We start from the raw sequence: 22,391 nt of genomic DNA, 5'->3' as shown, positions 1-22,391 counted from the left end.
TTACTTCCTCATGCTCAGTAGGCGAACCAATTGTGGTTCTAAGTCATAAAGTGGGCCTGATTCGACATCAAAGCCAAGAAAAAGCACGCTGCCTGGCGCAAGGGCGGTGCGTTGATCGTTCCAGTAAGCGTAACCGACACGCTCAATTTCCCCGTCTGGGTAAATCACCCAGACTTTGCTCTTGTGCGCGCTCGGGTGCGCTTGAATCGGGGCAAGGTAGTCACTGACGCTTTTATTGGCATCAAACGCCACTTGGTGCGGGCTAAATAGCAGGCCTTCAATTTGTATACTCGGTGTACGCTCACCCGCTATTAGGGTGAAATGGCCACTGAGTTGAGGGTTGTGACGAGGGTGGATACGGATGTCATCGTAGTCGAGCGACAGCGTCTCGCGATAGCCGACGTTCCACTGTTTGATGTCCTCGAGCAGCATGCCAATCGAGCGTTTCTGCTCTGTGTTGTCGGTAAACCATGGGCCTTCCTGCAAGGCTTCATTGAGGCGGTTGATCACCTGCTGTTTCTGTTGGCGTGCCTCACGCTGTTTGTTTTTATTAAACAAGCGATGACCCAGTGGGTAGGCCTGCCAAGTTCCTGTAGGTGTGTTCTCACGCGCATCAGAGAGCACTTGTTCAAGACGAACAGGGCTTGAGTATTGCAGCGAAATCTCACTGCTAGGTAAGTCAACGATGAGTGTCTCAGCGTAAGTGGACAGGCTGAGCAGCAGCATAGAGAGCACACTTAAAAGGCGTGCAGATATGGGTGTTAACATGATGAATGTCCTATCTATCCCTGTGCAGAAATGGGCGTGTCAGTGCCGTTATTGTTTTTTGATGTAAGGTTTTAAAATTTCAAGCTCAATGAAGAGCTCATCGGGCACCAGCCATTGCTTGGTTTTTACCACTTGATTGGTATCGTCGAGCCAGAAATGATTGATCATGTCGCTATGGCGCGCAGCAAACGACACCTGCTCGGTGATTTTCGTGGTGCTTTTTTCCCACAATAGTGAGGTCACGGTTTCTTGGCCCATTTCTTTTGAGCTGACGTTGGCACGTTGACCGTAGTAATACCCAGGCTGCCAGTCGTACTCCGCTTGCCACTCACTTTTTGTGCCGACATCGGGCAGCGGCTGATTGACCTGGCTAAGGCCGGCAAGGTTCGCAAAAGGGAGGCCTTGGGTTTTTACAATACGACCATTTTCAGTGGCGATCATAGCGCGGTCTGTTGATAGCCATTGCAGTTGAGTTCGACCTGTTTCTGGGTTGGTATCTGCAAACGCGAGCACCATGAAAATTTGTCCACCATCATTAATTCGAGCGTAGATACTTGCGTAAGGCAACTCATCGACATGAGCTTTAGGTAAGTGAATATCTTCTGAACCCCATACGACTTCTTTGAAGGTCGCATTGATATCCTCAAAGCGCTGTGTGCATCCTGATATGAGAAGAAGAAGTGCGGCGGAAAAAATGAAACGAAGTGGGTTCCTAAGCGTTAACATCCTGTAATCCTAACGGGGCAAATAAGGCAATATAAAAGAATCTCACCTAAAAAAACACCCTTAGCTTAGCTAAGGGTGTTTGATTATGAGCACCTAACGATATTAGTTCGAACCGTCGGTCGAACCGTCAGTACCATCACTGCTAGTACCTACAACTAGAGCCGCTGTTAATAGTGCTGTTGTTGCTACTACAGTGCCTGCAGCGCCAGCGCCAGCGCCAGCAGCGCCAGTGCCAGCAGCTTCATTTGCGGCTGCAGTACCAGAAACGCCCATTGCGATTAGCATAGCTAGTGCAATTTTTTTCATGTTACTTTATTCCTTGAAGTAAATTTACTTACTAAACATCGATGTAAAAGGGCATAGCCCCTTCCCCTTCATTCTATGAGACTATTTATAGAATGTAAAACTGTTAGCATACTCGGTAACACTGAATGTCTGTTTCGCGTTATGCCGAAGGCGCCTCTTCTTCTTTACGAAACGCGAAGCGAACGAGCACGATGGCGACGCCGAGCATGCCACCCAATAATGTGGCGAGTACACAGATTAAAGCACGTTTCGGGCCATCTTTTTCTTCCGGCGCCACGGCAGGATCGATGGTTTTGAATACGAACTCTTTTTCCACTTCCGCCAACATTTGCGTTTTGTATTGCTCTTCAATCAGTGAGTAGAACATATTCTGTAGCTCAGTGATCGAGGTGCGAGTGATCTGCTCTTGCAAGTAGGCGATTTTGTCTCCCGCTTCACTCAACGCTTGGGTTTTCATCCATTGATTAAGATCTTCAATCAGTAGTGTGACCCATTGCTGAGCAATAAAGGGCGATTTGCTGACAATCGAAATCGTCACCATGCCGCTGTCTTTGTTTTCTGAGACAGACAGCACTTGCTTAAATGCTTTGTGCGCCTCCCATAGGGTCGGCTCGAGGCTTTCACCTTCGTCATCGAGTAGCCATTCGCCACTGATGGTGTCATAGAGATCAGCGTTGTAGCGCACGGTGTCCGTGTCGGGATTCCATGACTCGATAGCCATCAGCGGCACCAACAGCTGATGTTTCTCGATGAAGGTTTCGATAAACTTGCGCGATTGAAGGACCGCCAATGCCTCAATTTTGGGATCCGCGGTGTTACCTTTGCCAATATTGACGCCTGCAAAGGCAGCGAGACTTCCTAGCGATCCTGATAAACCACCGCTGCCACTGCTTTGCGTAGCCGCCAGTAGAGCCTCCGATTTGTAGGTGTTTGGCTGAGATAGCGCAAACAACACGCCACCCACGGCAAAAACAGCCGTGGTCAATAGGATGATCCACTTGCCACGCCAAAGTGCATAAAACAGCTCACGCAGATCGATTTCGTCATCGGCGGGCGCTGTAGCGTAATAAGAAGGCGGGAATGGGTAGTGTCCGTCTTGTTGTGTAATTGGTTGAGATTTCGACATAATATCTTTCGGCTTAGGTTAAACGAAGCGCGCTGGGGCTTATGCTTTTCACCAGTGCGCTTCGCTATGCAAGTAAAATGGAGAGCGTTAGTCTTTGATTGCGCTCCATGCGACACCCAACTGATACAAGATCTGAGTGGCGGAGGTGACGGTGCTCAGGCCATCGAGGTAATCGACGTCAATCGGTACTATGATGGTATCACCTGGCTGTAAGGACTCACTGCTGCGACTGAACCAGAATGAGTTATTCGGCAGCATGACGGAGCCATCCGCGCGCACAACGTAGACGCGATCAGTATCGGCTTGCTTTTTCGTGCCGCCCGCCAGTTGAATGTAATCGTCTACCGTCTTGCTGTAATCGAAGGTATGGGTCGAGGTAAACTGCACTTCACCGATGATAGAGACAGACTTGTCAAATTCAGGAATGTACAACTTATCATTATTCGCCAGCATGATATTGGCCTCTTGATTGCCTTCCAAAATGGCCGGCAAGTCGATGACCATACGCCCTAGCGCAGGCGTGTCCGCCAAGTTTTGCACCAGTGCCATCGCTTCAGATGGGCTCGATGAGAAGCTGGCAGAAGAGCTATTCTTGCGTAAGGTTAATCCCGCAATTTGGCTTTCTAGTGTGCTTTGTAGGTGCGCCATCTGTTGACGCTCACGCTCTTTTAGGCTCTCACGTGAGAAGATAGCTCCGTTCGGGTAAGCGTAGTCAGTCAAGCCGCCTGCACGTTCAATGACGTCCAAAATAGTATCACCCCGGTTGATCGCGTAGGTGCCTGGATACATCACTTCACCGCTCAGTTGAACCACCATTTCTGATCGCCATGCGGTATTCTTCAGAACAGCAATGCGGTCTTTTGACACCAGTTTGCGTTGCGCATCGTTGGTTGATAGGGATGAGAGGTTGAGTTTCAACTTGTCGAGCAGTTTAGTCTCGTCCTCAGTTGTAGGATCAAAACGCGTCATTTCCACACCATCCAAGTAGGCAGACTCCATAAAGCCTCCCGCAGCTTGAACGAGATCGGCGACGGTCATATTCTCAGTGATCGGGTAGGTGCCCGGAAATTTCACTTCGCCTACAATTTGCACGATTTGAGCGGGTTCCTTCCACGAGGATTGCTCTTTTAGACGCTGCAAAATAGGTTTAAGCTCACGTTCTCTCAGGGTCAAAGTTTCATTATCGGCCAATGTTGAAGCACGGGATGTGTTGGTTTGCCCGGCGCTTGTGCCGACTTTTTCATCCGTATCACGTTTTTGATCGAGGGCGCTGCGCTTTTGGGCGCCCTTGCCTAGCCAGAAATCCGCGTCGTAATTGTTCGATAAAACAAAAATCTGATCGCGGTTGGCGAGAATGAGGTCAGCCTGCGAGCCTGGCTTTGTCACTGCTTCTCTTAGGTTTAGCTGCAGTACATCGATTTTTCCGTGAGGTGTACGCTCTCTGACAATCAAGGCATAGCTAAGATCAGCAGAAGGAAGTAGGTCATCGTCGAGTGATGATAAGACATCCGAGATACGCATTCCTTTTTTATACTCATGCACGCCTTGTTTGGTGACTTGGCCACGCACGGCGACTGCATCAACAATGTTATTGCTGGCCTTGGAGATAAAAATTTCATCGCCATCTTTAACGCGATATTGCTGACCGGCTGGCTGGGTAAGATCCACCGTATCGACCACAATCCCTTGCTGCGTTTGTCGGCGCACAGTGACACTGCTGAGGTAGGCAGTGTTGAGCGTACCACCTGCGTACTCGACCACGGTGGACAGTGGCGTGGCCGTGGTTAACTCGAAGTGCGCTGGGCGGGTGACTTCACCACTGATGGTGATGTTGGACTTCTTGCTTGGAATAAAGAGGGTATCGCCTTTTTGTAAGCGCACGTCTTGGCTTGTATCGCCTTTAAGCAGCAGTTGATACAGATCGAGCTTGGCAACGGTTTGGCCTTTGCGCTTGAGCTGAACTTCACGCAATGAGCCCGTGTTTTTTACCCCACCCGCGGCAATCAATGCTTGTGTGATGGTGGTGAGACCGTTGACATTGTACGCGCCGGGCATGGTGGCTTCACCGGTGACGTAGATTTGCATCATACGCATACTGCCCATAGAGACAGTGACATTGACACCTATAGTGCGCTCTTTGATGAGTGCGGTGAGTTCGCTATCGAGATCTTGGAACGATTTGCCGGTCACGCTGATAGGGCCAATTTTAGGCAGGTTCAACTGACCGTTGCGATCCACGACCACATTGTATTGCTGATCTTCTTTGCCGAAGATTTGAATCCGAACTTCATCGCCAGGCCCCAATACGTAGTCATTCGGTACTGGAACATTATCTAGCGTCGTAAAGCTAGATGGATTGCCTTTAAGCACATCATAACCGAATGCAGGTAAGCGATTGTCTTGTACATCGACGCTCTCTTTTACTGGCTCTGCCTCTGCGGGCGTGACGGTCATTTGCGGTTCGGTAATGGCCGTCACCGCCGGTTCAGCGGCAGAAGAACGGTTCAATGAAGAAAGATCGACCCCGTACTGACGCGCAAGCTGCTCTTGTTGCGCCTTGGGCAATTTTTTGAACTGCTCAATTTGAGCCGCGGTCGGTTGATTGGCCGCCGCGAATTGGCTAACAAACAGTAAGCTTGTGAGCACTAGGGGGTTAAGCAACTTCATAAGGGTTCTTGATTCCTTGCATGCAGTTAAGATTAATAACGGTATTCATAGCCAAACACCACATTGGGTTCATCTATGTGTGTATACGGTGAGGTGAGCTCGACATAACCGACGCCAATATTGAACATTCCGTGTTGGAAAGGGAGGTAATAGTCGAGTTGCGCGGCAGTCTCTTGTCTGTCTTGGGCGTCGGAGTCTCGGTACACTAAGCTCATGCGGTGGTCATTGGCAAACTGGGCATAGAGCGCAATAGAGTGACTGTCGCCCCACAATAGTGATGTGCTTTTGTTGAGCAGAGCTTGCTGCTCAGCGCGCCAACTTTCGGTAGTAGGGAGGGCGTCGACTTGCTGCCCTTCGAGCACCAACGACCAAAGTGTATTGAGCCAATCGAGATGACCTTCCCAGCCGTATGTGATGGCGGTGACATCATACTCGTACTCTGTGTTCTGCCAGTTGGCAAATGCCGCGTGAGACAGACGACCGAATGGCGGTAGAGAGAGCCTAGCGTCGACGCCGTATTGGCTCATCGATTGTTTTTGTTTGTCTTCATCGGTGAGCTGATAATTTACACCCAGTTCAAGTGGCTGCCATGGGCGTAGAGCGAGGCGGTTTGACCATAGGTAATCCGATGATTGGTCAATGACATCAAGGACAGTATCGAAATGCCAGGCGCCGCCAAACGGCAATCGCTCACCTAGCCACGAAAGCTGCACTGACGGGGTGGTGTCACCAAAGCTCGCCATCTGCACATTATGTTGCCAAGTCGGCCCCCACCATCGCTCAAGATAGCCGATGCTGACGAGTGCTGATCCTGCATTGAAGGTCAGATGACTTCCGATAAAATTGACATCGGTGTCATACGCTGCGTCGCTGCCAGAGCGAGATGCGTTGGGCGCTGGGCTATCAGCGTAGTTGATGTTGAGTCTAAAGGAGAAATCATCATCAAGGTGATCATAGCTTGAGTAAATGCCCCATTGGTCATTACCGACAGAGCCATAACCGAGATCGGCGGTCGGTGATGATTGGTAGAGTGCTTTGGCCATCACGTTGCCTCGGCCATATTGGGCATTGGCCATCGCATGACGAATATGTTGCGCAGCGTTTTGCGTGGTTTCATCCACCTGACGACCTTTGACGTCGTCACCGACATTGCTCCAGCGTAAGGGATAAGTGCTGACCGGCGCGGTCAAAACGCCTCGGTCGGACAAGGTGTGCAGCGACGCGCGCAAAAAGGGATCGTGTGATTCCACCCAAGGGGAAGCATAGGTTAGGCTAGGCGAGAGCGCTAGCAGAGCCAATGCAACGCTGCCGCGCAGAGATAGCGTCTGTTTGCGTGGCCAAGTTTGGATCTGATGCCTCATCCATTGATTGGAAAACAGGCACGCGTGAGCCTGCAAACGATGAGACTCTCGTGCGTGGTCAAAAGAAGGAAAAAAAAGTGCCATGTTCTAACGTTAACCCGCAGCGCAATAGGCGCTGAACTTTCCTAGTTATTTGCAATGTGTCCCTACTCTTCATGCGGTCGATGCCGAAAGGAAGAGGGTTATCCATTATGCATAAAAAAACGCCTCTTAAGTGCATGACTTAAGGGGCATGAAAACTGAGGTCTAATGGCCAAGTCGATCGCGGGATGTCTCTCCTGCTGTCGCCAAAGTCATATGCAGTATACCGAATAATAATAGGGGCATAAAGGGCTGATTCTGTCTCGATTTTGTAACGACTTGTCGCCTCTCTGACGATGTACCCCTCGAGCCTCTGCTGCGCTGAGCCGGGCTATGATGCTCAGTTATGAATAGCGGCGGAAATCACGTTGTGAGTGATTGATAATACGCCGGCAACGCCTCTTCCAACCAAAAGCGCGGTTTGATGGCGCTGCCAGTGAGAAAACCGACGTGGCCGCCTTGATCGAACAGGCGGTAGTCGATGTTGTCTGGCAGGACAAATTTCGGGATGACGTCGGGCGTCATAAACGGGTCGTCTTTGGCGTGGATGATTTGTGTCGGCAGGCGGATCTCTTTTAGGCGATGAATCCCAGAGCAGCGTTGGTAGTAGTCTTGCGCGTCTTTAAAACCGTGGAGGGGTGCTGTGATGAGGTCATCAAACTCCATCAGTTTAGTGACCCGTTTGATGCTTTGATAAGAGAGATCGAGCTCGCCTTTTAACAGATGATGTTTACGCAGCGCGTTTTTCTTAAGTGAGGAGAGCAGGTAGGTTTTGTAGACCTTGGAGAAACCCTGCTCGATTCGCTCGGCGCAGGCCGACAAATCCAAAGGCGCGGAGACGATGGTTGCCGCGTCAAGCAGTGGCTCATCGCGGTAGTCGGCTAAGTAGTTCGCCAACATGTTTCCGCCTAGAGAGATGCCGACCGCCACTTTGGTTTGCTCGGGAAATAGATGGTTAAGATGGCGTAAAAAGTGGCGAGCATCCTCGGTTTCGCCTGAGTGATAGGCGCGCGCGGTGTGGTTAGGTTTACCGCTGCAACCGCGAAAATGCATCATCACGGCGAGCCAGCCCTGGGAAGAAAACGCGTGCATCAATCCGTTGGCGTAGGGGCTGTAAAAACAACCTTCTAAGCCATGAAACAGCACGAAAATGGGTTTGCGCGCGGCGCTCTCTTGTTGCCAATCTTCGCTCCAAGCGAGATCGAGAAAGTCGCCATCAGGGGTGTCAAGTGTTTGCCAGATAGGCTCAAACAAGGCTTTTTTACGAATCAGGCGCGGAGCCAAGGTTTGCAGGTGCGGATTGGTGAGTCCTTTTGCGGCGGTAAAATGTGTCATAAGCCTATCCCTTGCTCGCTTCTGTATTTGGCGGGTTGCCGACAGTCGGATACCAATCGGTATGCAGCGCGGCGTAGAGGGGCTCAGCATCCTGCTGCCGACAATAGTGCAAGGTGAGTGGTTCGCCTTGATTCTCTTGCAGTGTGAGCGTGTTGACGCCAGTGAGCAAATCGACCTGCTGCTGTTTTTCTAGCTCTAGCTCGAATTGCAGTGCCTCGCGGTAGAGCGTATCGGGCGCGCCAAGTTTTAACTTGCGGCGAAGCTCTCGATAGCTGTGCAGCAGAGGTTCACATCGCGCCAGGCTAGCGTGCAGCGTTGCCCAGCCCTGCTCGTCAAAGGTGAGCCTCTGCTCATCTAACCAGCGTACCAGCAGCAGTAAATTGACATTGCCACCATAGCGGTTTTGCATACTAAGACAGGCGTCTTTCACTTCACGCACGCTGTAGTATTGCAAGCAGAATGCCCACAGCTCGTCGTGTGACAGGCGCGCGGCTTGCGCGCTGTCTTGCGATGCTTGTGCTTCGGTGGTCTCTACTGGCTCGCGTCCGTGAACGCCGCTTCCATCTGTTCGAGTTGTTCTTGCCCTGCCATCCATTCCATTTCTACCTCCTCAAGCTCAGCTTTGCAGCTTGCTTGAGTCGCCAATACTTGATTAAGTTTAGCCTTATTTTCTGCTTCATACAGGCTGTTGTCAGACAGCTGTACTTCAGTGTCATTGAGCGCTTTACCCAACTTATCCATTTTTTCTTCGAGTTTTGTCAGAGTTTTGCGAAGAGGGGCGGTCTGCTTACGAAATTCTGCTTCACGACGCTTTTGCTCCTTCTTGGCGGCTGCGCTGTTGGTGGTGCTTTTTTCAGGTTGAGCGTCTTGCGCGTCACGCCTCTCTTGTTTTTGCTGTTCCGTCAGCCATTTATAGTAGTCATTGAGATCGCCATCGAAGGGCGCGACTTGTCGGTCGTGCACCAAATAGAGGTCGTCGGTGGTGGCGCGCAACAAGTAACGGTCGTGAGAGACGATGACCATCGCACCCTCGAAGGTTTGCAACGCGAGGGTCAGCGCTTCACGCATATCGAGATCGAGGTGGTTGGTCGGTTCATCGAGCAGCAGCAAGTTCGGTTTTTGCCACACAATCAGTGCCAGCACCAAGCGTGCTTTTTCGCCGCCGGAGAAGGGGGCGACTTTTTCCAGTGCCTTATCGCCTTGAAAGCCAAAGCTGCCAAGATAGTTACGCAGCTCTAGCTCGTTTTTATCCGGGGCGATTTGCATCATGTGCTGCAATGGCGTCTCTTCGGGATGCAAGGTTTCGAGCTGATGCTGGGCAAAGTAGCCAATTTTGACCCCTTGTGAGTAGGTCAAATCGCCACCTTGAGGCTTGAGCTCACGCGAGAGCAGTTTGATCAGCGTTGACTTACCGGCGCCGTTGCGCCCGAGCAGACCAATTCGACTGCCAGGTACCAGGTTGAGACGAATTTTGTCGAGGATCAAGGCATCGCCATAACCGGCACTGACCTCATCCATCATGATGATTGGGTTAGGTAGGGCCAACGGCTCACGGAACTCAAAGCTAAACGGGTTATCAAATTGTGCCGGCAGGACTTTTTCCATGCGCTCCAGCGCCTTAATGCGGCTTTGCGCTTGGCGCGCTTTGGAGGCTTTGTAACGGAAGCGGTCGATGTAGCTTTGCATGTGCGCCATCTGTTTCTGCTGCTTTTGAAATTGCGCTTGTTGCAGGATCAGTTTTTGCGCGCGCTGCTCTTCAAATGACGAATAGTTACCGGTGTACTCATTCATCGTCTGATTCTCGATATGAATGATGCGACCGACAATCGGATCGAGAAAGTCTCGGTCGTGAGAAATCAAGATTAAAGTACCCGGGTAATTTTGCAGCCAGCGCTCAAGCCACATCACGGCATCCAGATCCAAGTGGTTGGTCGGCTCGTCGAGCAGCAGCAAGTCAGAGCGACACAGCAGCGCCTGCGCTAAGTTAAGGCGCATTCGCCAACCACCGGAAAATTGGGTCAAATTCCAGCTCATCTGCGCTTGGCTAAAGCCTAAGCCATCGAGCAGCTCCGCGGCGCGCGCTTTAATGCTGTAGCCGCCAATGGTTTCGATTTTGCCGTGGATCTCAGCGACGAGCGTGCCGTTGTCTTTCTGTTCCGCTTCGGCCAATTGCGCTTCTAGTGCACGATACTCGCGGTCACCATCAATCACATACTCAAGGGCGCAGCGCTCTAGGGCGGGCGTTTCCTGAGCCACCCAAGAGAGTTCCCAGTGAGCGGGTTTAGTGAAGTTTCCGCCATCGATAGAGAGTTCGTCTTTGATCAGCGCAAACAGTGTGGATTTACCACAACCGTTTTTGCCGACTAGGCCGACTTTGTCCCCCGGATGAATCGTCGCCGTAGCGTGTTCAAGCAGGGGTTTGCCGCCGCGCAGCAATTCGATGTCAGAAAAGGTGATCATAATGTTACCCGTTGGGTTCTCGCGATGTGGACTGGTCTTGCGTCGCATAGTAGGGGGATTGGCGTAAAAAGTCGATCATTGCGTCGGTGTTGCTGGCGTATGTGTTGTTTCGGGTTGCGCTTTTCTTGGGCCTATTGGTGGTGTGAATTGATTGATTAGCATTGAGAAATAGCAGCGAACCACGTATTGTCAAAGGCAACAGAGAAGAATGGATGGTGATTCACGGATGGAACTGTCATCGACCCCCACGTCTAAGCAGACACTTAAGCATAAACCTAAAGTGCTGGTGCTGTACGCGCACCCAGAGTCGCAAGGTTCAGTGGCCAATAGGGTGATGCTGAAGAAAATAGCCTCACTTGAGCACGTTACAGTGCGCGATTTGTACGCGCACTATCCTGAATTCTTTATTGATGTCGCTGCTGAGCACCAATTGCTGCTCGAGCACGATGTGATTGTCTTTCATCACCCTCTTTATATGTACTCTTGCCCGGCGCTGCTCAAAGAGTGGATCGATCGCGTGTTAAGCAAAGGATTTGCTTTTGGTAAAGGCGAAGCGCTCAAGGGCAAAGTGTGGCGCAGCGTGATCACCACCGGCGGTCATTTTGATGCGTACGCCAAATCGGGCTACAACCGCTATCCACTGTCGGAGATTTTGCAGCCGTTTGAGTTGACCGCCGCCTTGTGTCAAATGGAGTGGATTGAACCGCTGGTGCTTTACTGGGCGCGCAATGTGACTGACTTGGAGCGTTATCAACATGCCGAAGAGTACCGTCAATGGCTCAACGATCCGCTTGCTCCGATGACTACGGGGGCCGAGCTGAGCGAGGCGAAAGCGCGAGCACAAGGGGGACAAGATGGCTCTGGAAAGTGATTTTCTGCAAAGCAGTGTGATTTTCCTGACCGCTGCGGTGGTGGCGGTGCCACTGGCTCAGCGTTTAGGCCTGGGCTCTGTGCTCGGTTATCTGTTGGCGGGCGTGGCGATTGGTCCTTGGGGACTGGGGCTGATTAGTGATGTGGAAGCGATTCTCCATTTTGCCGAATTTGGTGTGGTGCTGCTGCTGTTTTTGATTGGCCTTGAGCTCAATCCCAAAAAACTGCTGAAAATGAAAGGGCCGATTTTGGGCTTGGGCGGCGCTCAAGTGGTGTTGACTACGCTCGTATTGGCGAGTATTGCCAATCTCTTTGGCGTGAGTTGGCAAACCAGCGTGGTGATCGGTATGGGACTGGCACTTTCGTCTACCGCTATCGCCTTGAAAGTGATTGAAGAGCAAGGGCTAGGCGGCAGTGAGGCCGGGCAGTCAGGGTTTGCGGTGCTGCTGTTTCAAGATATTGCGGTGATCCCTATGCTGGCGGTGTTGCCGCTGTTGGCTGGGCACACCAGTGGTGATTGGCTCAGCGCCGTGTGGATGGTCGGCGGCGTGATAGGTTTGCTGGTCGGTGGCCACTATTTATTGCGCCCTTTGTTTCGCTACATCGTATTAAGTGGTGTGCGAGAGTTGTTTACCGCGTGTGCCTTGCTGCTGGTGATCGGCATCGCCTTGTTGATGCAGTCTTTGGGGCTATCGATGGCGCTCGGTACCTTTCTCGCGGGTGTTCTGCTGGCAGAAAGTGAATACCGCCATGAGCTTGAGATAGCGATTGAGCCGTTTAAAGGCTTGCTGCTTGGGCTGTTTTTTATCGCCGTAGGCATGGCGGTCAACCTTGGTTTGTTGGCGCTAGAGCCGTTGGCGGTGCTGCTATCGGTGATTGGCCTGGTATCGATCAAAGGGCTGATTTTGTACTTGCTGGCTAAGGCGTCGGGCAGCCGACCCAAAGCGCGCAGTAAAATGGCAGCCATTTTGAGTCAAGGCGGTGAGTTTGCGTTTGTGATTTTTACCGCTGCGAGCAGTCAAGGGTTGTTGAGTAAAGATCAAACCGCCTTTTTATTGGTGGTGGTCAGCCTCTCTATGGTCACCACGCCTTTGCTGTTGATGGCGCAGAACAAGTGGTATGCACGCGGGCTTAATACTTCAGGTCAGTCGTCGCAAAGCGACATCATCAACAAACGTCCGCGGGTGATCATTGCCGGTTTTGGGCGCTTCGGGCAGATTGTGGGCCGACTTATGTACGCCAACAAAATCAAAGTGACCGTGTTGGAAAGTGATGCCAGCCAAATTAAGCTGCTGCGTAAATATGGCTACAAGGTATTTTATGGTGACGCGACGCAACTGGATTTACTGCGTGCCGCCGGAGCCGACAAGGCGGAAGCGATGATCATCTGTACCGACTCACCGGATGAGATCATGAAGATCGTTGAGCTTTGTCAGCACTATTTTCCGCACCTAAAGCTGCTTGCTCGTGCACGCAGCCGAGTGGAGGCGTATCAGCTTCTCAGTCACGGTGTAGACAACTATTCGCGCGAAACCTTTTTGGGCGCGTTAGACTTAGGGCGTCAAGCCTTGGTTGAGATGGGCATGCACCCCTATCAGGCCAAGCGTGCTGAGGCGCACTTTAGAAAGTTAGACAATGCGATGCTCAAAGAGCTTCTGCCACAGCACAACGAAGATAAGCAGTTGGCGCTGAGAGCCAAAGAGGCGCGTAAAGAGCTGGAAGAGATTTTTGGTCGTGAGATGGAAAGCGACCAGCAATCGAAAAACTACTGGGATTGAGCCCATGAAGCTCTACACTTCCCATAACCCATAACCCATAACCCATAACCCATAACCCTACAAACCCAATAACAAGAGCACCATGAAAAAACGATTTATAGCTGGGGCGAGTTGCCCACATTGCCAAGCTCAAGATACCCTGCGCTGGTGGATAGAGAACAATATTGAGTGGGTCGAGTGCGTGGAATGCCAGCATACCGATCAACGAAAACCGCAAGAGGTGGAGAAAACGCCCCATGCTGGTCAAGATATGATCGGTATTTTTAAGCCAGATTGATTGAGTTTATAAAAATCATCCCCATAATGTCCGCTTAGACGACACTATTTTACGGAGCGTTTGTGTTGCTCCGTTATTCACTCTCCTTGGAGTCATTATGAAAATCGAAAAGAACGTAGTTGTAAGCCTTGCTTACCAAGTGAAAATGGAAGACGGCGTTGTCGTTGACCAATCAACTGCCGATGCGCCGCTAGATTACCTACACGGTAACAACAACCTGATCACGGGTTTGGAAACTGCGCTTGAAGGCAAAGAAGCAGGTGCGAAGTTCTCTGTGACGGTTTCACCAGAAGAAGCGTACGGCGAGCATAATGACGCATTGGTTCAGCGCGTTCCTGCTGACGTATTCCAAGGTGTGGATCAAATTGAAGTGGGCATGCGCTTTCTAGCAGACACTGACCAAGGTCCTATCCCTGTCGAAGTGACAGAAGTAGACGGTGATGAAGTAGTGGTGGATGGTAACCATATGCTTGCGGGTCAAACACTGACGTTTGATGTGGAAGTGGTTGCGCTACGCGAAGCGACAGCGGAAGAGATCGAGCACGGTCACGTACATCAAGCAGGTGGCTGTGGTCATGATCACGACCACGATCACGAAGGCGGCTGTTGTGGCGGTGAAGGCCATGACCATGGCGAGAAAAAAGACGGCTGCTGCGGTGGCGGTGGTTGCGGCTCGCATTAATAGTGAGTGCCTAGTTTCTAGTGGCTAGTTCCTAGAGGTAGGTAAAGAGACTAAAGAAGCTAACAGGAGCGTGAGTTGAGTGATCGACTTGCGCTTTTTTGTTGTTTGGGGATAGGGTGACTGAGCAACATCAAGGAGAAAAGAGTGAATTCACCGATTTCAATCGCCATACATGGCGGGGCTGGGACCATACTGCGAGAGCAAATGAGCGACTCACTAAAAGCGGCCATATTGTCTGATTTGGAGAGCGCGGTGCGCGCTGGGCACTGCTTGTTAGCGGCCGGTGGCGACGCGCTCGATGCGGCGGTCGCGGCGGTGAAAGTGCTGGAAGATTCTCCGCACTTCAATGCTGGGAAAGGCTCGGTGCTGACCCACAAAGAGTTTGTCGAGATGGATGCCTCAGTGATGCATGGCGCCCAGTGTGATGCTGGCGCGGTGGCGGGGGTGCGCCATATTAAAAACCCGGTAGAGCTTGCACGCTCGGTGATGCAGCAGAGCGACCATGTGCTCTTGATCGGAGAGGGCGCGGAAGCGTTCGCCTTTGAGCACGGCTATGCCTATACCGAGCAAGATTACTTTTTTACCGAGCGCCGCTATGAGCAGCTTCAGTCGATGAAAGAGAAAGGAATGTTTGCCCTGTCGGAGTCGCGCTATCCGGATGACAACAAGTACGGCACGGTCGGAGCGGTGGCGCTCGATGCCCACGGGAATTTGGCAGCGGCAACCAGCACCGGCGGTATCACCAACAAGAAGTATGGCCGAGTCGGTGACTCTGCGTTGATTGGCGCGGGCACGTACGCAGAAAATGGCGTTGTGGCGGTCTCCACCACGGGAATGGGTGAGTACTTCATTCGCAAAACCGTGGCCGTTGATGTTGCGGCGCGCATGCGCTATCTCAAGGAGAGCGTCCAGCAAGCCAGCGACAGCATCATTCAAGGGGAGCTCAAATCGTTAGGTGGAGAAGGTGGCCTGATTGCTCTCGATGCGCACGGGCAAGTGCACTTTGCCATGAACAGCTCAGGCATGTATCGCGCTAGTATTGATGCCGCGGGTGACTTATGTGTGAAAATTTACGCCGATGAATGAAAGCCGCCACTGAACGTGGATCAAAATGGACAAAAAGATCAGAAAATCTCGTTGCGTACCAGAGTACTAGCGGGGTTTCCTTTGGGATGATTAAAAAATGACTGCACGAAGTGTGATTCGGTGCTAGAATCCTTTTTTAACTAGCAATCAGACTTGGAAAGATGGGAAATAACGTAGTCGTTCTGGGCACCCAATGGGGTGACGAAGGTAAAGGTAAAATCGTAGACCTTTTAACTGAAGATGCAAAATATGTGGTTCGCTACCAAGGCGGTCACAACGCAGGTCACACTCTAGTCATTGACGGTGAAAAAACCGTTCTCCACTTAATTCCATCAGGTATTCTGCGCGATAACGTTAAATGTGTTATCGGTAATGGCGTTGTTCTTTCGCCAGAAGCGTTACTGAAAGAAATGAAACCTCTTGAAGAGCGCGGCATTCCAGTGCGCGAGCGTCTTTTCATTTCTGAAGCCTGTCCTCTTATTCTTCCATACCACATCGCTATGGACCAAGCGCGTGAAGTTGCGCGTGGTAAAAAAGCGATCGGTACAACAGGCCGTGGTATCGGTCCTGCGTATGAAGACAAAGTGGCGCGCCGTGGTCTTCGTGTTGGCGATCTGTTCGACATGGACGCGTTTGCTGAGAAACTGAAAGAAGTGATGGAATACCACAACTTCCAGCTTGTGAATTTCTACAAAGCGGAAGCGGTGAGCTATGACGAAGTGCTTGAGCAAGCGAAAGGCTACGCAGACCTTCTCACTTCTATGGTGATTGATGTCACTGACGAACTGGATGCGGCTCGTAAGCGCGGCGACAAGATCATGTTCGAAGGTGCACAAGGCACTCTGCTTGATATCGACCACGGTACTTACCCATACGTGACCTCATCGAACACTACAGCAGGTGGTGTTGCGGCAGGTTCTGGTTTTGGTCCTCGTCACATTGGTTACATTCTTGGTATCGCGAAAGCGTACTGCACACGTGTTGGTGCAGGCCCATTCCCGACGGAACTGTACGATGGTCAAGACAAGCAAGATCCTATCGGCAAACACCTAGGTACGGTTGGCCACGAATTTGGTGCAACGACAGGTCGTCTACGTCGTACTGGTTGGTTTGACGCTGTGGCAATGCGCCGCGCGATCCAAATCAACTCAGTGTCTGGTTTCTGTTTGACGAAACTGGACGTACTGGATGGCTTGAAAGAGCTGAAAATCTGTACGGGTTACAAGATGGATGATGGCGCTATCCTTGAAGTGTCACCAATGGCGGCAGAAGCGTTCGAGAAGGCAACCCCTATCTACGAAACCATGCCGGGTTGGTCTGAGAACACCTTTGGTGCCAAGTCTATCGATGATTTGCCTCAAGCTGCGCTGAACTACATCAAGCGTATTGAAGAGCTCACCGGCGTACCTGTTGACATCATCTCAACCGGTCCTGACCGTAACGAAACCATCATCAAAGTTCACCCGTTTAACGCCTAATCTAGGCTGGCATTCCTAATAGCCAATAGCTAATAGCTGCCACAACAGTGAATCTGATAAACCAGCGCCCTCGCGCTGGTTTTTTTACGTTTTTACAGCTTGAATTCTCTCCCTTTCGCGGCAACAATTTGCCTTGTAGCGGCAATTTTGATTAAAGAGTTATCAATCTTGGTCGATATAAGGTTCAAGCTTGCCACCTCTTTCGCCGGTTTGTTGGCGTCGGCTCCAACAGTGGAGTCATTCGGTGGTGGTCGCTCGCAATTGAGGTGTGGTGTTGAGTCGCGCATCCCAGTTAACAATGGACAAACAATCGAAGTAAAGAGTGCAGATAATGACGCTAAAAACGTTAGCGGCTTCGATGGTATTGATGTGGGGCGCTCAAACGGTCACCGCGAATGAGCTAGCGGAGATTGGTGAACCGGTCCCGATTTATACCGAAGCTGAACTGATCAAACTGATTAACGACAACAAGCACCTTGAGCAAGTCAAAGCCGACAAATGTCAGCTGGTGGAAGACATTGTCGCGCGTGCAACGCGCATTAGCCTACCGTCTTACGAGTTTTTGTATGGCGATATGTTGGCGTGGGGTGTGTGTGTGGAGCAGGATGTGGAACTGGGTCTCTACTATATGGAGAACGCTGCCCATCAAGGTTTACCTGCCGCGCTGGAGCAGCTCGGGCGTTACTACTCTCGAGGCACCTTGGTGCAAGAAGACAAAGAGCGCGCGATTCCTTACCTGCGTGAAGCCGCTGCGATGGGCAACCTGAACGCGCGTATTCATCTGGCAGAATTGCTGCTGCGTGATTATGGCAGCCCGCTCGATTATGAAGATGCCTACCGCTGGCTCTACAACTCCGTCACCGCGGATCAGCGCACCCACAAACGCATCTCTATTTTGCGTCAGGGGCTGGAGCGCCGTATGCCGCAAAACATCATTGCGCGCGCCAAAAAACGCGACACGTTCTGGTAACGCACTCGTTCTGCTAGGGGACGGGACTCGCGCTAACAGGCGACGGACTTAGAATTCGAAACAGGCACCACGCGGCTTATCCAACCTGCACTCTGGATTGGCCTTTGTGGCCAGTGATGGTGATGCCCAGCTTGGCTGGGTATTTTGCTTTTATCTACTCACCTTTTATCCGCTAACCCTTCTACTTGCAAAACTCTGCCTAAAAAGACCACCTTTCACTTTAAAAACGCTAGCTTAGTATTAAAAGCTCACTTGAGCCGATATACTGTTATTAACTCCTCTGGAAAAAATAGGCGTGCCTATGTCTGACACAATGCCCAACGATCCGTTTGCCGATCGTGAATCTGAAAATTACGAAAACCCCATCCCAAGTCGTGAGTACATTCTTGAGTATCTCACTAACGCGGGAGTGCCGATGAACCGCAACGATCTGTTTGAGGCGCTCAAACTCGAAGGCGAAGAGCAATACGAAGGTTTGCGCCGCCGTTTACGCGCGATGGAGCGTGACGGGCAGTTGGTGTTTACGCGCCGTCAATGTTACGCCTTGCCAGAAAAGCTCGAGATGGTGAAAGGCTATGTGATTGGCCATAAAGACGGTCATGGTTGGGTCAGACCGGAAGGCAGTGTCGGTAAAGATAACGACATCGTGTTGCCGCACCATCAGATGAAAAACATCATTCATGGTGACTACGTTTTAGTACAGCCGACTGACAACTCGAAGCGTGGCCGCAAAGAAGGGCGCTTGGTGCGCGTGTTGGAAGAGCGTCAGACGCAGATCGTCGGCCGCTTTTTCATGGAGTATGGCTACTCCTATGTGGTGCCGGATGACTCTCGAATTAGCCAAGATATTTTGATTCCTAATGACCAGCGAGCAGGGGCTCGTATGGGCAACGTGGTGGTGATTGAATTGACCGACCGTGGCTCACGCTCACGTGGAATGATGGGCAAAGTGGTTGAAGTCTTGGGTGAGAATATGGCGCCGGGTATGGAGACGCAAATTGCCATTCGTACCCACCAAATTCCTCATGAATGGCCCGAAGCGGTTGAAAAGCAGATTGAAGGCCTAGGTGAAGAGGTCCCTGAAGAGGCGAAAGTCGGTCGTGTTGACTTGCGCGACTTACCATTGGTCACCATTGATGGCGAAGACGCGCGCGATTTCGATGACGCTGTCTACTGTGAAGCGAAGAAAGGGGGCGGCTGGCGTCTCTGGGTCGCGATTGCGGATGTCAGCTATTACGTGCGTACCGATAGCGCGCTAGATAAAGAGGCCATCAACCGTGGTAACTCGGTCTACTTCCCATCACAAGTGGTGCCAATGTTGCCTGAGGTGCTCTCCAACGGGCTCTGTTCACTCAATCCACAGGTGGACCGCTTGTGTATGGTGTGCGAGATGACCATCTCAGAAACCGGCAAGCTGTCAGGCTACAAGCATTACGAAGCGGTGATGAATTCTCACGCGCGTCTGACCTACAACAAAGTGCATGACATCCTCGAAGGGGATGAAGAGCTGCGTGAGCGCTACCAAGCTTTGGTTCCGCATCTTGAGCAGCTGCACGCGATGTACAAAGTGCTAAAAGAAGCGCGCGATCAGCGTGGGGCGATCGAGTTTGAAAGTGTCGAAACCAAATTTATCTTCAATGCGCAGCGTAAAATCGAAAGTATTGAACCTGTGGTGCGTAACGATGCGCACAAGATCATTGAAGAGTGTATGATTCTGGCCAACATCGCCTCGGCTTCCTTGGTGGAAAAAGCCAAAGAGCCAGCGCTGTATCGTATTCACGAAACACCGGGCGAGGAGCGCTTAACGGGCTTTAGAGATTTCTTGGCTGAGCTTGGCTTGGATTTGAAAGGCGGTTTGGAGCCTTCACCTACGGATTATGCGGATTTGATGAAGCAGATAGGTGAGCGCCCTGATAAAGAGCTGATTCAAACCATGCTACTACGCTCGATGAAGCAAGCGGTGTACAATGCCGACAACTGTGGCCACTTTGGCTTGGCGCTGAAGCGTTACGCGCACTTTACGTCGCCGATTCGTCGTTACCCAGACTTGCTGCTTCATCGCGCGATTAAGTATTTGATTGCCAAACAAGCGGGCACTAATCACGATCGTTGGACCCCAACAGGCGGCTACCACTATTCATTTGATGACATGGACTTCTACGGTGAGCAGTGTTCGATGACCGAACGCCGCGCTGATGACGCGACGCGTGAGGTGTCGGATTGGCTCAAATGTGAGTACATGCAAGATCATGTCGGTGAAGAGCTAGATGGCGTGATTGCCAACGTCACGGGCTTTGGCTTCTTTGTCCGTTTGAGTGAGTTGCACATCGATGGATTAGTGCACATCTCTAACTTGGCGAACGACTACTATCAGTTTGATCCGATCGGCCAACGCTTAATTGGCGAAAGCTTTGGCGCCATTTATCGTCTTGGCGATAGCGTTAAAGTGAAGGTGCTGTCGGTGAACTTGGACGACAGACAAATCGATTTTGAGTTGGTGGAAAGTAGTCGAGTACCACGCGGTAAAGGCAAAACGTCGAAAAAACGCGCGGCAGAAGCACAGCGTAAAGCAAAAGAGAAGAAGCGTAACGCCAGCGGAAAAGGCGAGCGCCGCGCTACCCCAGCGGTGGAGCCGACTAAGCGTCCTGACGCTGAGCGCGGTAAAGCGGGCGCGAAAGGTCAGTCTCGTCGTGACACGAGCGCTGAAGGGTCGAAAAAGCCAAAAGTCAAAAAGGCCAACAAGAAAAAGCCCGGTCGTAAGCCGAAAAAAGCCAAACGATAATCTATCGAAGAGAGGGGCGCATCACGCCTCTCTCTTGAATCAAAACAGGTTAACTAATGAGTAACGAATTTATTTATGGCATCCACGCCGTCAAAGCAGTGTTGGCCAAAGAGCCTGAACGTTTTGTTGAAGCGTATGTTCTTAAAGGGCGTCAAGACGACCGCCTGCTACCTATCCTTAATGAGTTGCAAGCGGTGGGCGTTTCCATCCAGCAGATGACGCGCAAAACCCTCGACGACAAAGCGCATGGCGCCAATCACCAAGGTGTGATTGCCCGTGTTAAGCCCGCCAAACCGCTCAATGAGCATGATTTGGATGACATTATCGCCAAGCACGACAATCCACTGCTGTTGGTACTGGATGGGGTGACCGATCCCCATAACTTAGGCGCTTGCCTACGTAATGCCGATGCAGCGGGTGTTTGCGCGGTCATCGTGCCAAAAGATAAGTCGGCGCCAATGACGGCAACGGTCAGCAAGGTGGCGTGTGGCGCAGCAGAAACTGTACCCCTAGTGCGCGTGACTAATCTGGCGCGCACGATGCGCAGTTTGCAAGAGCAGGGCATCTGGTTTGTCGGCACGGCAGGTGAGGCGACGCACGATATCTATCAAGCCAAACTGACTGGCCCACTGGCCATCGTCATGGGCGCCGAAGGAGACGGCATGCGCCGCCTAACACGCGAGACCTGTGACGACCTGATCAAAATCCCAATGGCGGGTTCAGTCTCGAGCTTAAACGTCTCGGTCGCTTCAGGCATCTGCCTCTTCGAAGCTGTCCGTCAGAGGTTGGCGTAAGGTCCTAGTGGCGAGTGCCTAGTTCCTAGAGGTCAATTTCTAGGTACTAGGCGCTGGTATTCTCAGATTCTTACTTAAATACTTTTTCCTCTATCCATATCATCGCTACACACCTCCGACTCTCTAGACACTCCATCTAGGAACTAGAAACTAGGCACTTCTTTTTCTCCCCCCTCTTTTTCTGCGACTATTTTTCAAACAACCCTTGCATGTGAAACTGTGATCTGTATAATGCCCCGCACTGGTTAAGCCAGTTGTGAACCAATGAGCAGCGAGGAGCTGATTTACCGCTTGGTAAATTAGGTAATGTAAACTCAGCTTATGTTCGCGGTTAATACAATTAGTTCACCTCTTGAAAACAAACAGCAATGTTTCTCTTCTCGAGAGCTAATCGAAAATTAGCTGACAATGCGTCCTAATCTTGGATGCTACGGTTTCACATAAATCAATCGTACATTCTCTCGCCTTAGCGAGTCTGAGTGGCGATATTGTTTGTGTAATAAATAACTATTGGAGCTCTGTCTCATGCAGAACCAACGTATTCGTATCCGCCTAAAAGCTTTCGATTACAAACTAATCGACGCTTCTACAGCGGAGATCGTTGAAACAGCTAAGCGCACTGGCGCACAGGTTCGTGGTCCAATCCCACTGCCAACTCGTAAAGAGCGTTTCACAGTTCTTATCTCTCCACACGTTAACAAAGATGCTCGTGATCAGTACGAAATCCGTACTCACAAACGTCTAATCGACATCGTTGAGCCAACAGACAAAACTGTTGATGCTCTGATGCGTCTAGACCTTGCTGCGGGCGTTGACGTACAAATTAGCCTAGGTTAAGGGAGAT

At 51.3% G+C, this 22,391-nt stretch carries 19 protein-coding genes; 10 read left to right on the top strand and 9 right to left on the bottom strand.

The genetic code is table 11. The features are described from left to right. The 9 genes from AC6R10_RS18370 to AC6R10_RS18330 form a co-directional block, all read right to left on the bottom strand. Entirely contained in the window at positions 1-768 is a 768-nt protein-coding gene (locus AC6R10_RS18370) for a capsule biosynthesis GfcC family protein (RefSeq protein ID WP_500673124.1), read from the bottom strand. Positions 769-816: 48 nt separating this feature from the next. After that, a complete protein-coding gene (locus tag AC6R10_RS18365; protein WP_500673123.1) occupies positions 817-1,494 on the bottom strand; it encodes a YjbF family lipoprotein in 678 nt (225 codons plus the stop codon). Positions 1,495-1,596: 102 nt separating this feature from the next. After that, complete coding sequence (locus AC6R10_RS18360; protein WP_500673122.1) at positions 1,597-1,779, bottom strand: hypothetical protein; 183 nt, start codon at positions 1,777-1,779, stop codon at positions 1,597-1,599. Between the two features lie 160 nt (positions 1,780-1,939). Beyond that, on the bottom strand, positions 1,940-2,926 hold the full coding sequence (locus tag AC6R10_RS18355) for a Wzz/FepE/Etk N-terminal domain-containing protein (protein WP_500673121.1): 987 nt from the start codon (positions 2,924-2,926) through the stop codon (positions 1,940-1,942). Positions 2,927-3,013: 87 nt separating this feature from the next. Further along, entirely contained in the window at positions 3,014-5,593 is a 2,580-nt protein-coding gene (locus tag AC6R10_RS18350; RefSeq protein WP_500673120.1) for an SLBB domain-containing protein, read from the bottom strand. A gap of 32 nt (positions 5,594-5,625) precedes the next feature. Further along, entirely contained in the window at positions 5,626-7,038 is a 1,413-nt protein-coding gene (locus tag AC6R10_RS18345; protein ID WP_500673119.1) for a hypothetical protein, read from the bottom strand. Positions 7,039-7,398: 360 nt separating this feature from the next. Next, positions 7,399-8,370 (bottom strand): hydrolase, encoded by a 972-nt coding sequence (locus AC6R10_RS18340; protein WP_500673118.1) that lies wholly within the window; start codon positions 8,368-8,370, stop codon positions 7,399-7,401. Positions 8,371-8,374: 4 nt separating this feature from the next. After that, a complete protein-coding gene (locus AC6R10_RS18335; protein WP_500632853.1) occupies positions 8,375-8,965 on the bottom strand; it encodes a TIGR02444 family protein in 591 nt (196 codons plus the stop codon). Further along, positions 8,902-10,830 (bottom strand): ABC transporter ATP-binding protein, encoded by a 1,929-nt coding sequence (locus AC6R10_RS18330; RefSeq protein ID WP_500673117.1) that lies wholly within the window; start codon positions 10,828-10,830, stop codon positions 8,902-8,904. The genes AC6R10_RS18335 and AC6R10_RS18330 overlap by 64 nt, the downstream gene beginning before the upstream one ends. A gap of 226 nt (positions 10,831-11,056) precedes the next feature. Here AC6R10_RS18330 and kefG point away from each other — a divergent pair, with 226 nt between their 5' ends. The 10 genes from kefG (at position 11,057) to rpsJ (ending at position 22,384) form a co-directional block, all read left to right on the top strand. After that, positions 11,057-11,701 carry a glutathione-regulated potassium-efflux system ancillary protein KefG gene (gene kefG / locus AC6R10_RS18325; protein ID WP_500673150.1) on the top strand — a complete coding sequence of 215 codons (645 nt, stop codon included), beginning with the start codon at positions 11,057-11,059 and terminating at the stop codon, positions 11,699-11,701. Then, on the top strand, positions 11,685-13,478 hold the full coding sequence (kefB, locus tag AC6R10_RS18320; protein ID WP_500673116.1) for a glutathione-regulated potassium-efflux system protein KefB: 1,794 nt from the start codon (positions 11,685-11,687) through the stop codon (positions 13,476-13,478). Before kefG ends, kefB begins: the two co-directional genes overlap by 17 nt. 82 nt (positions 13,479-13,560) lie before the next feature. Then, positions 13,561-13,755 carry a YheV family putative zinc ribbon protein gene (locus AC6R10_RS18315; RefSeq protein ID WP_334554646.1) on the top strand — a complete coding sequence of 65 codons (195 nt, stop codon included), beginning with the start codon at positions 13,561-13,563 and terminating at the stop codon, positions 13,753-13,755. A 97-nt stretch (positions 13,756-13,852) separates the two neighbouring features. After that, on the top strand, positions 13,853-14,437 hold the full coding sequence (slyD, locus tag AC6R10_RS18310; RefSeq protein ID WP_487903342.1) for a peptidylprolyl isomerase: 585 nt from the start codon (positions 13,853-13,855) through the stop codon (positions 14,435-14,437). Positions 14,438-14,581: 144 nt separating this feature from the next. Continuing rightward, positions 14,582-15,523: an isoaspartyl peptidase/L-asparaginase family protein gene (locus AC6R10_RS18305; protein WP_500673115.1), complete on the top strand. Its 942-nt coding sequence runs from the start codon at positions 14,582-14,584 to the stop codon at positions 15,521-15,523. A 161-nt stretch (positions 15,524-15,684) separates the two neighbouring features. Next, complete coding sequence (locus AC6R10_RS18300; protein ID WP_334554640.1) at positions 15,685-17,001, top strand: adenylosuccinate synthase; 1,317 nt, start codon at positions 15,685-15,687, stop codon at positions 16,999-17,001. A 331-nt stretch (positions 17,002-17,332) separates the two neighbouring features. Then, positions 17,333-17,971 carry a flagellar protein MotX gene (motX, locus tag AC6R10_RS18295; protein WP_500629860.1) on the top strand — a complete coding sequence of 213 codons (639 nt, stop codon included), beginning with the start codon at positions 17,333-17,335 and terminating at the stop codon, positions 17,969-17,971. 301 nt (positions 17,972-18,272) lie between these two features. Further along, on the top strand, positions 18,273-20,753 hold the full coding sequence (rnr, locus tag AC6R10_RS18290; protein WP_500673114.1) for a ribonuclease R: 2,481 nt from the start codon (positions 18,273-18,275) through the stop codon (positions 20,751-20,753). A 56-nt stretch (positions 20,754-20,809) separates the two neighbouring features. After that, positions 20,810-21,547 (top strand): 23S rRNA (guanosine(2251)-2'-O)-methyltransferase RlmB, encoded by a 738-nt coding sequence (rlmB, locus tag AC6R10_RS18285; protein ID WP_500627518.1) that lies wholly within the window; start codon positions 20,810-20,812, stop codon positions 21,545-21,547. A gap of 525 nt (positions 21,548-22,072) precedes the next feature. Further along, positions 22,073-22,384 carry a 30S ribosomal protein S10 gene (gene rpsJ, locus AC6R10_RS18280; RefSeq protein WP_001181007.1) on the top strand — a complete coding sequence of 104 codons (312 nt, stop codon included), beginning with the start codon at positions 22,073-22,075 and terminating at the stop codon, positions 22,382-22,384. The last annotated feature ends 7 nt before the right edge of the window (positions 22,385-22,391 follow it).

The organism is Vibrio sp. R12-SG2-ISO1, from assembly GCF_059834045.1.
This window is presented reverse-complemented; position numbering and strand designations above follow the sequence as displayed.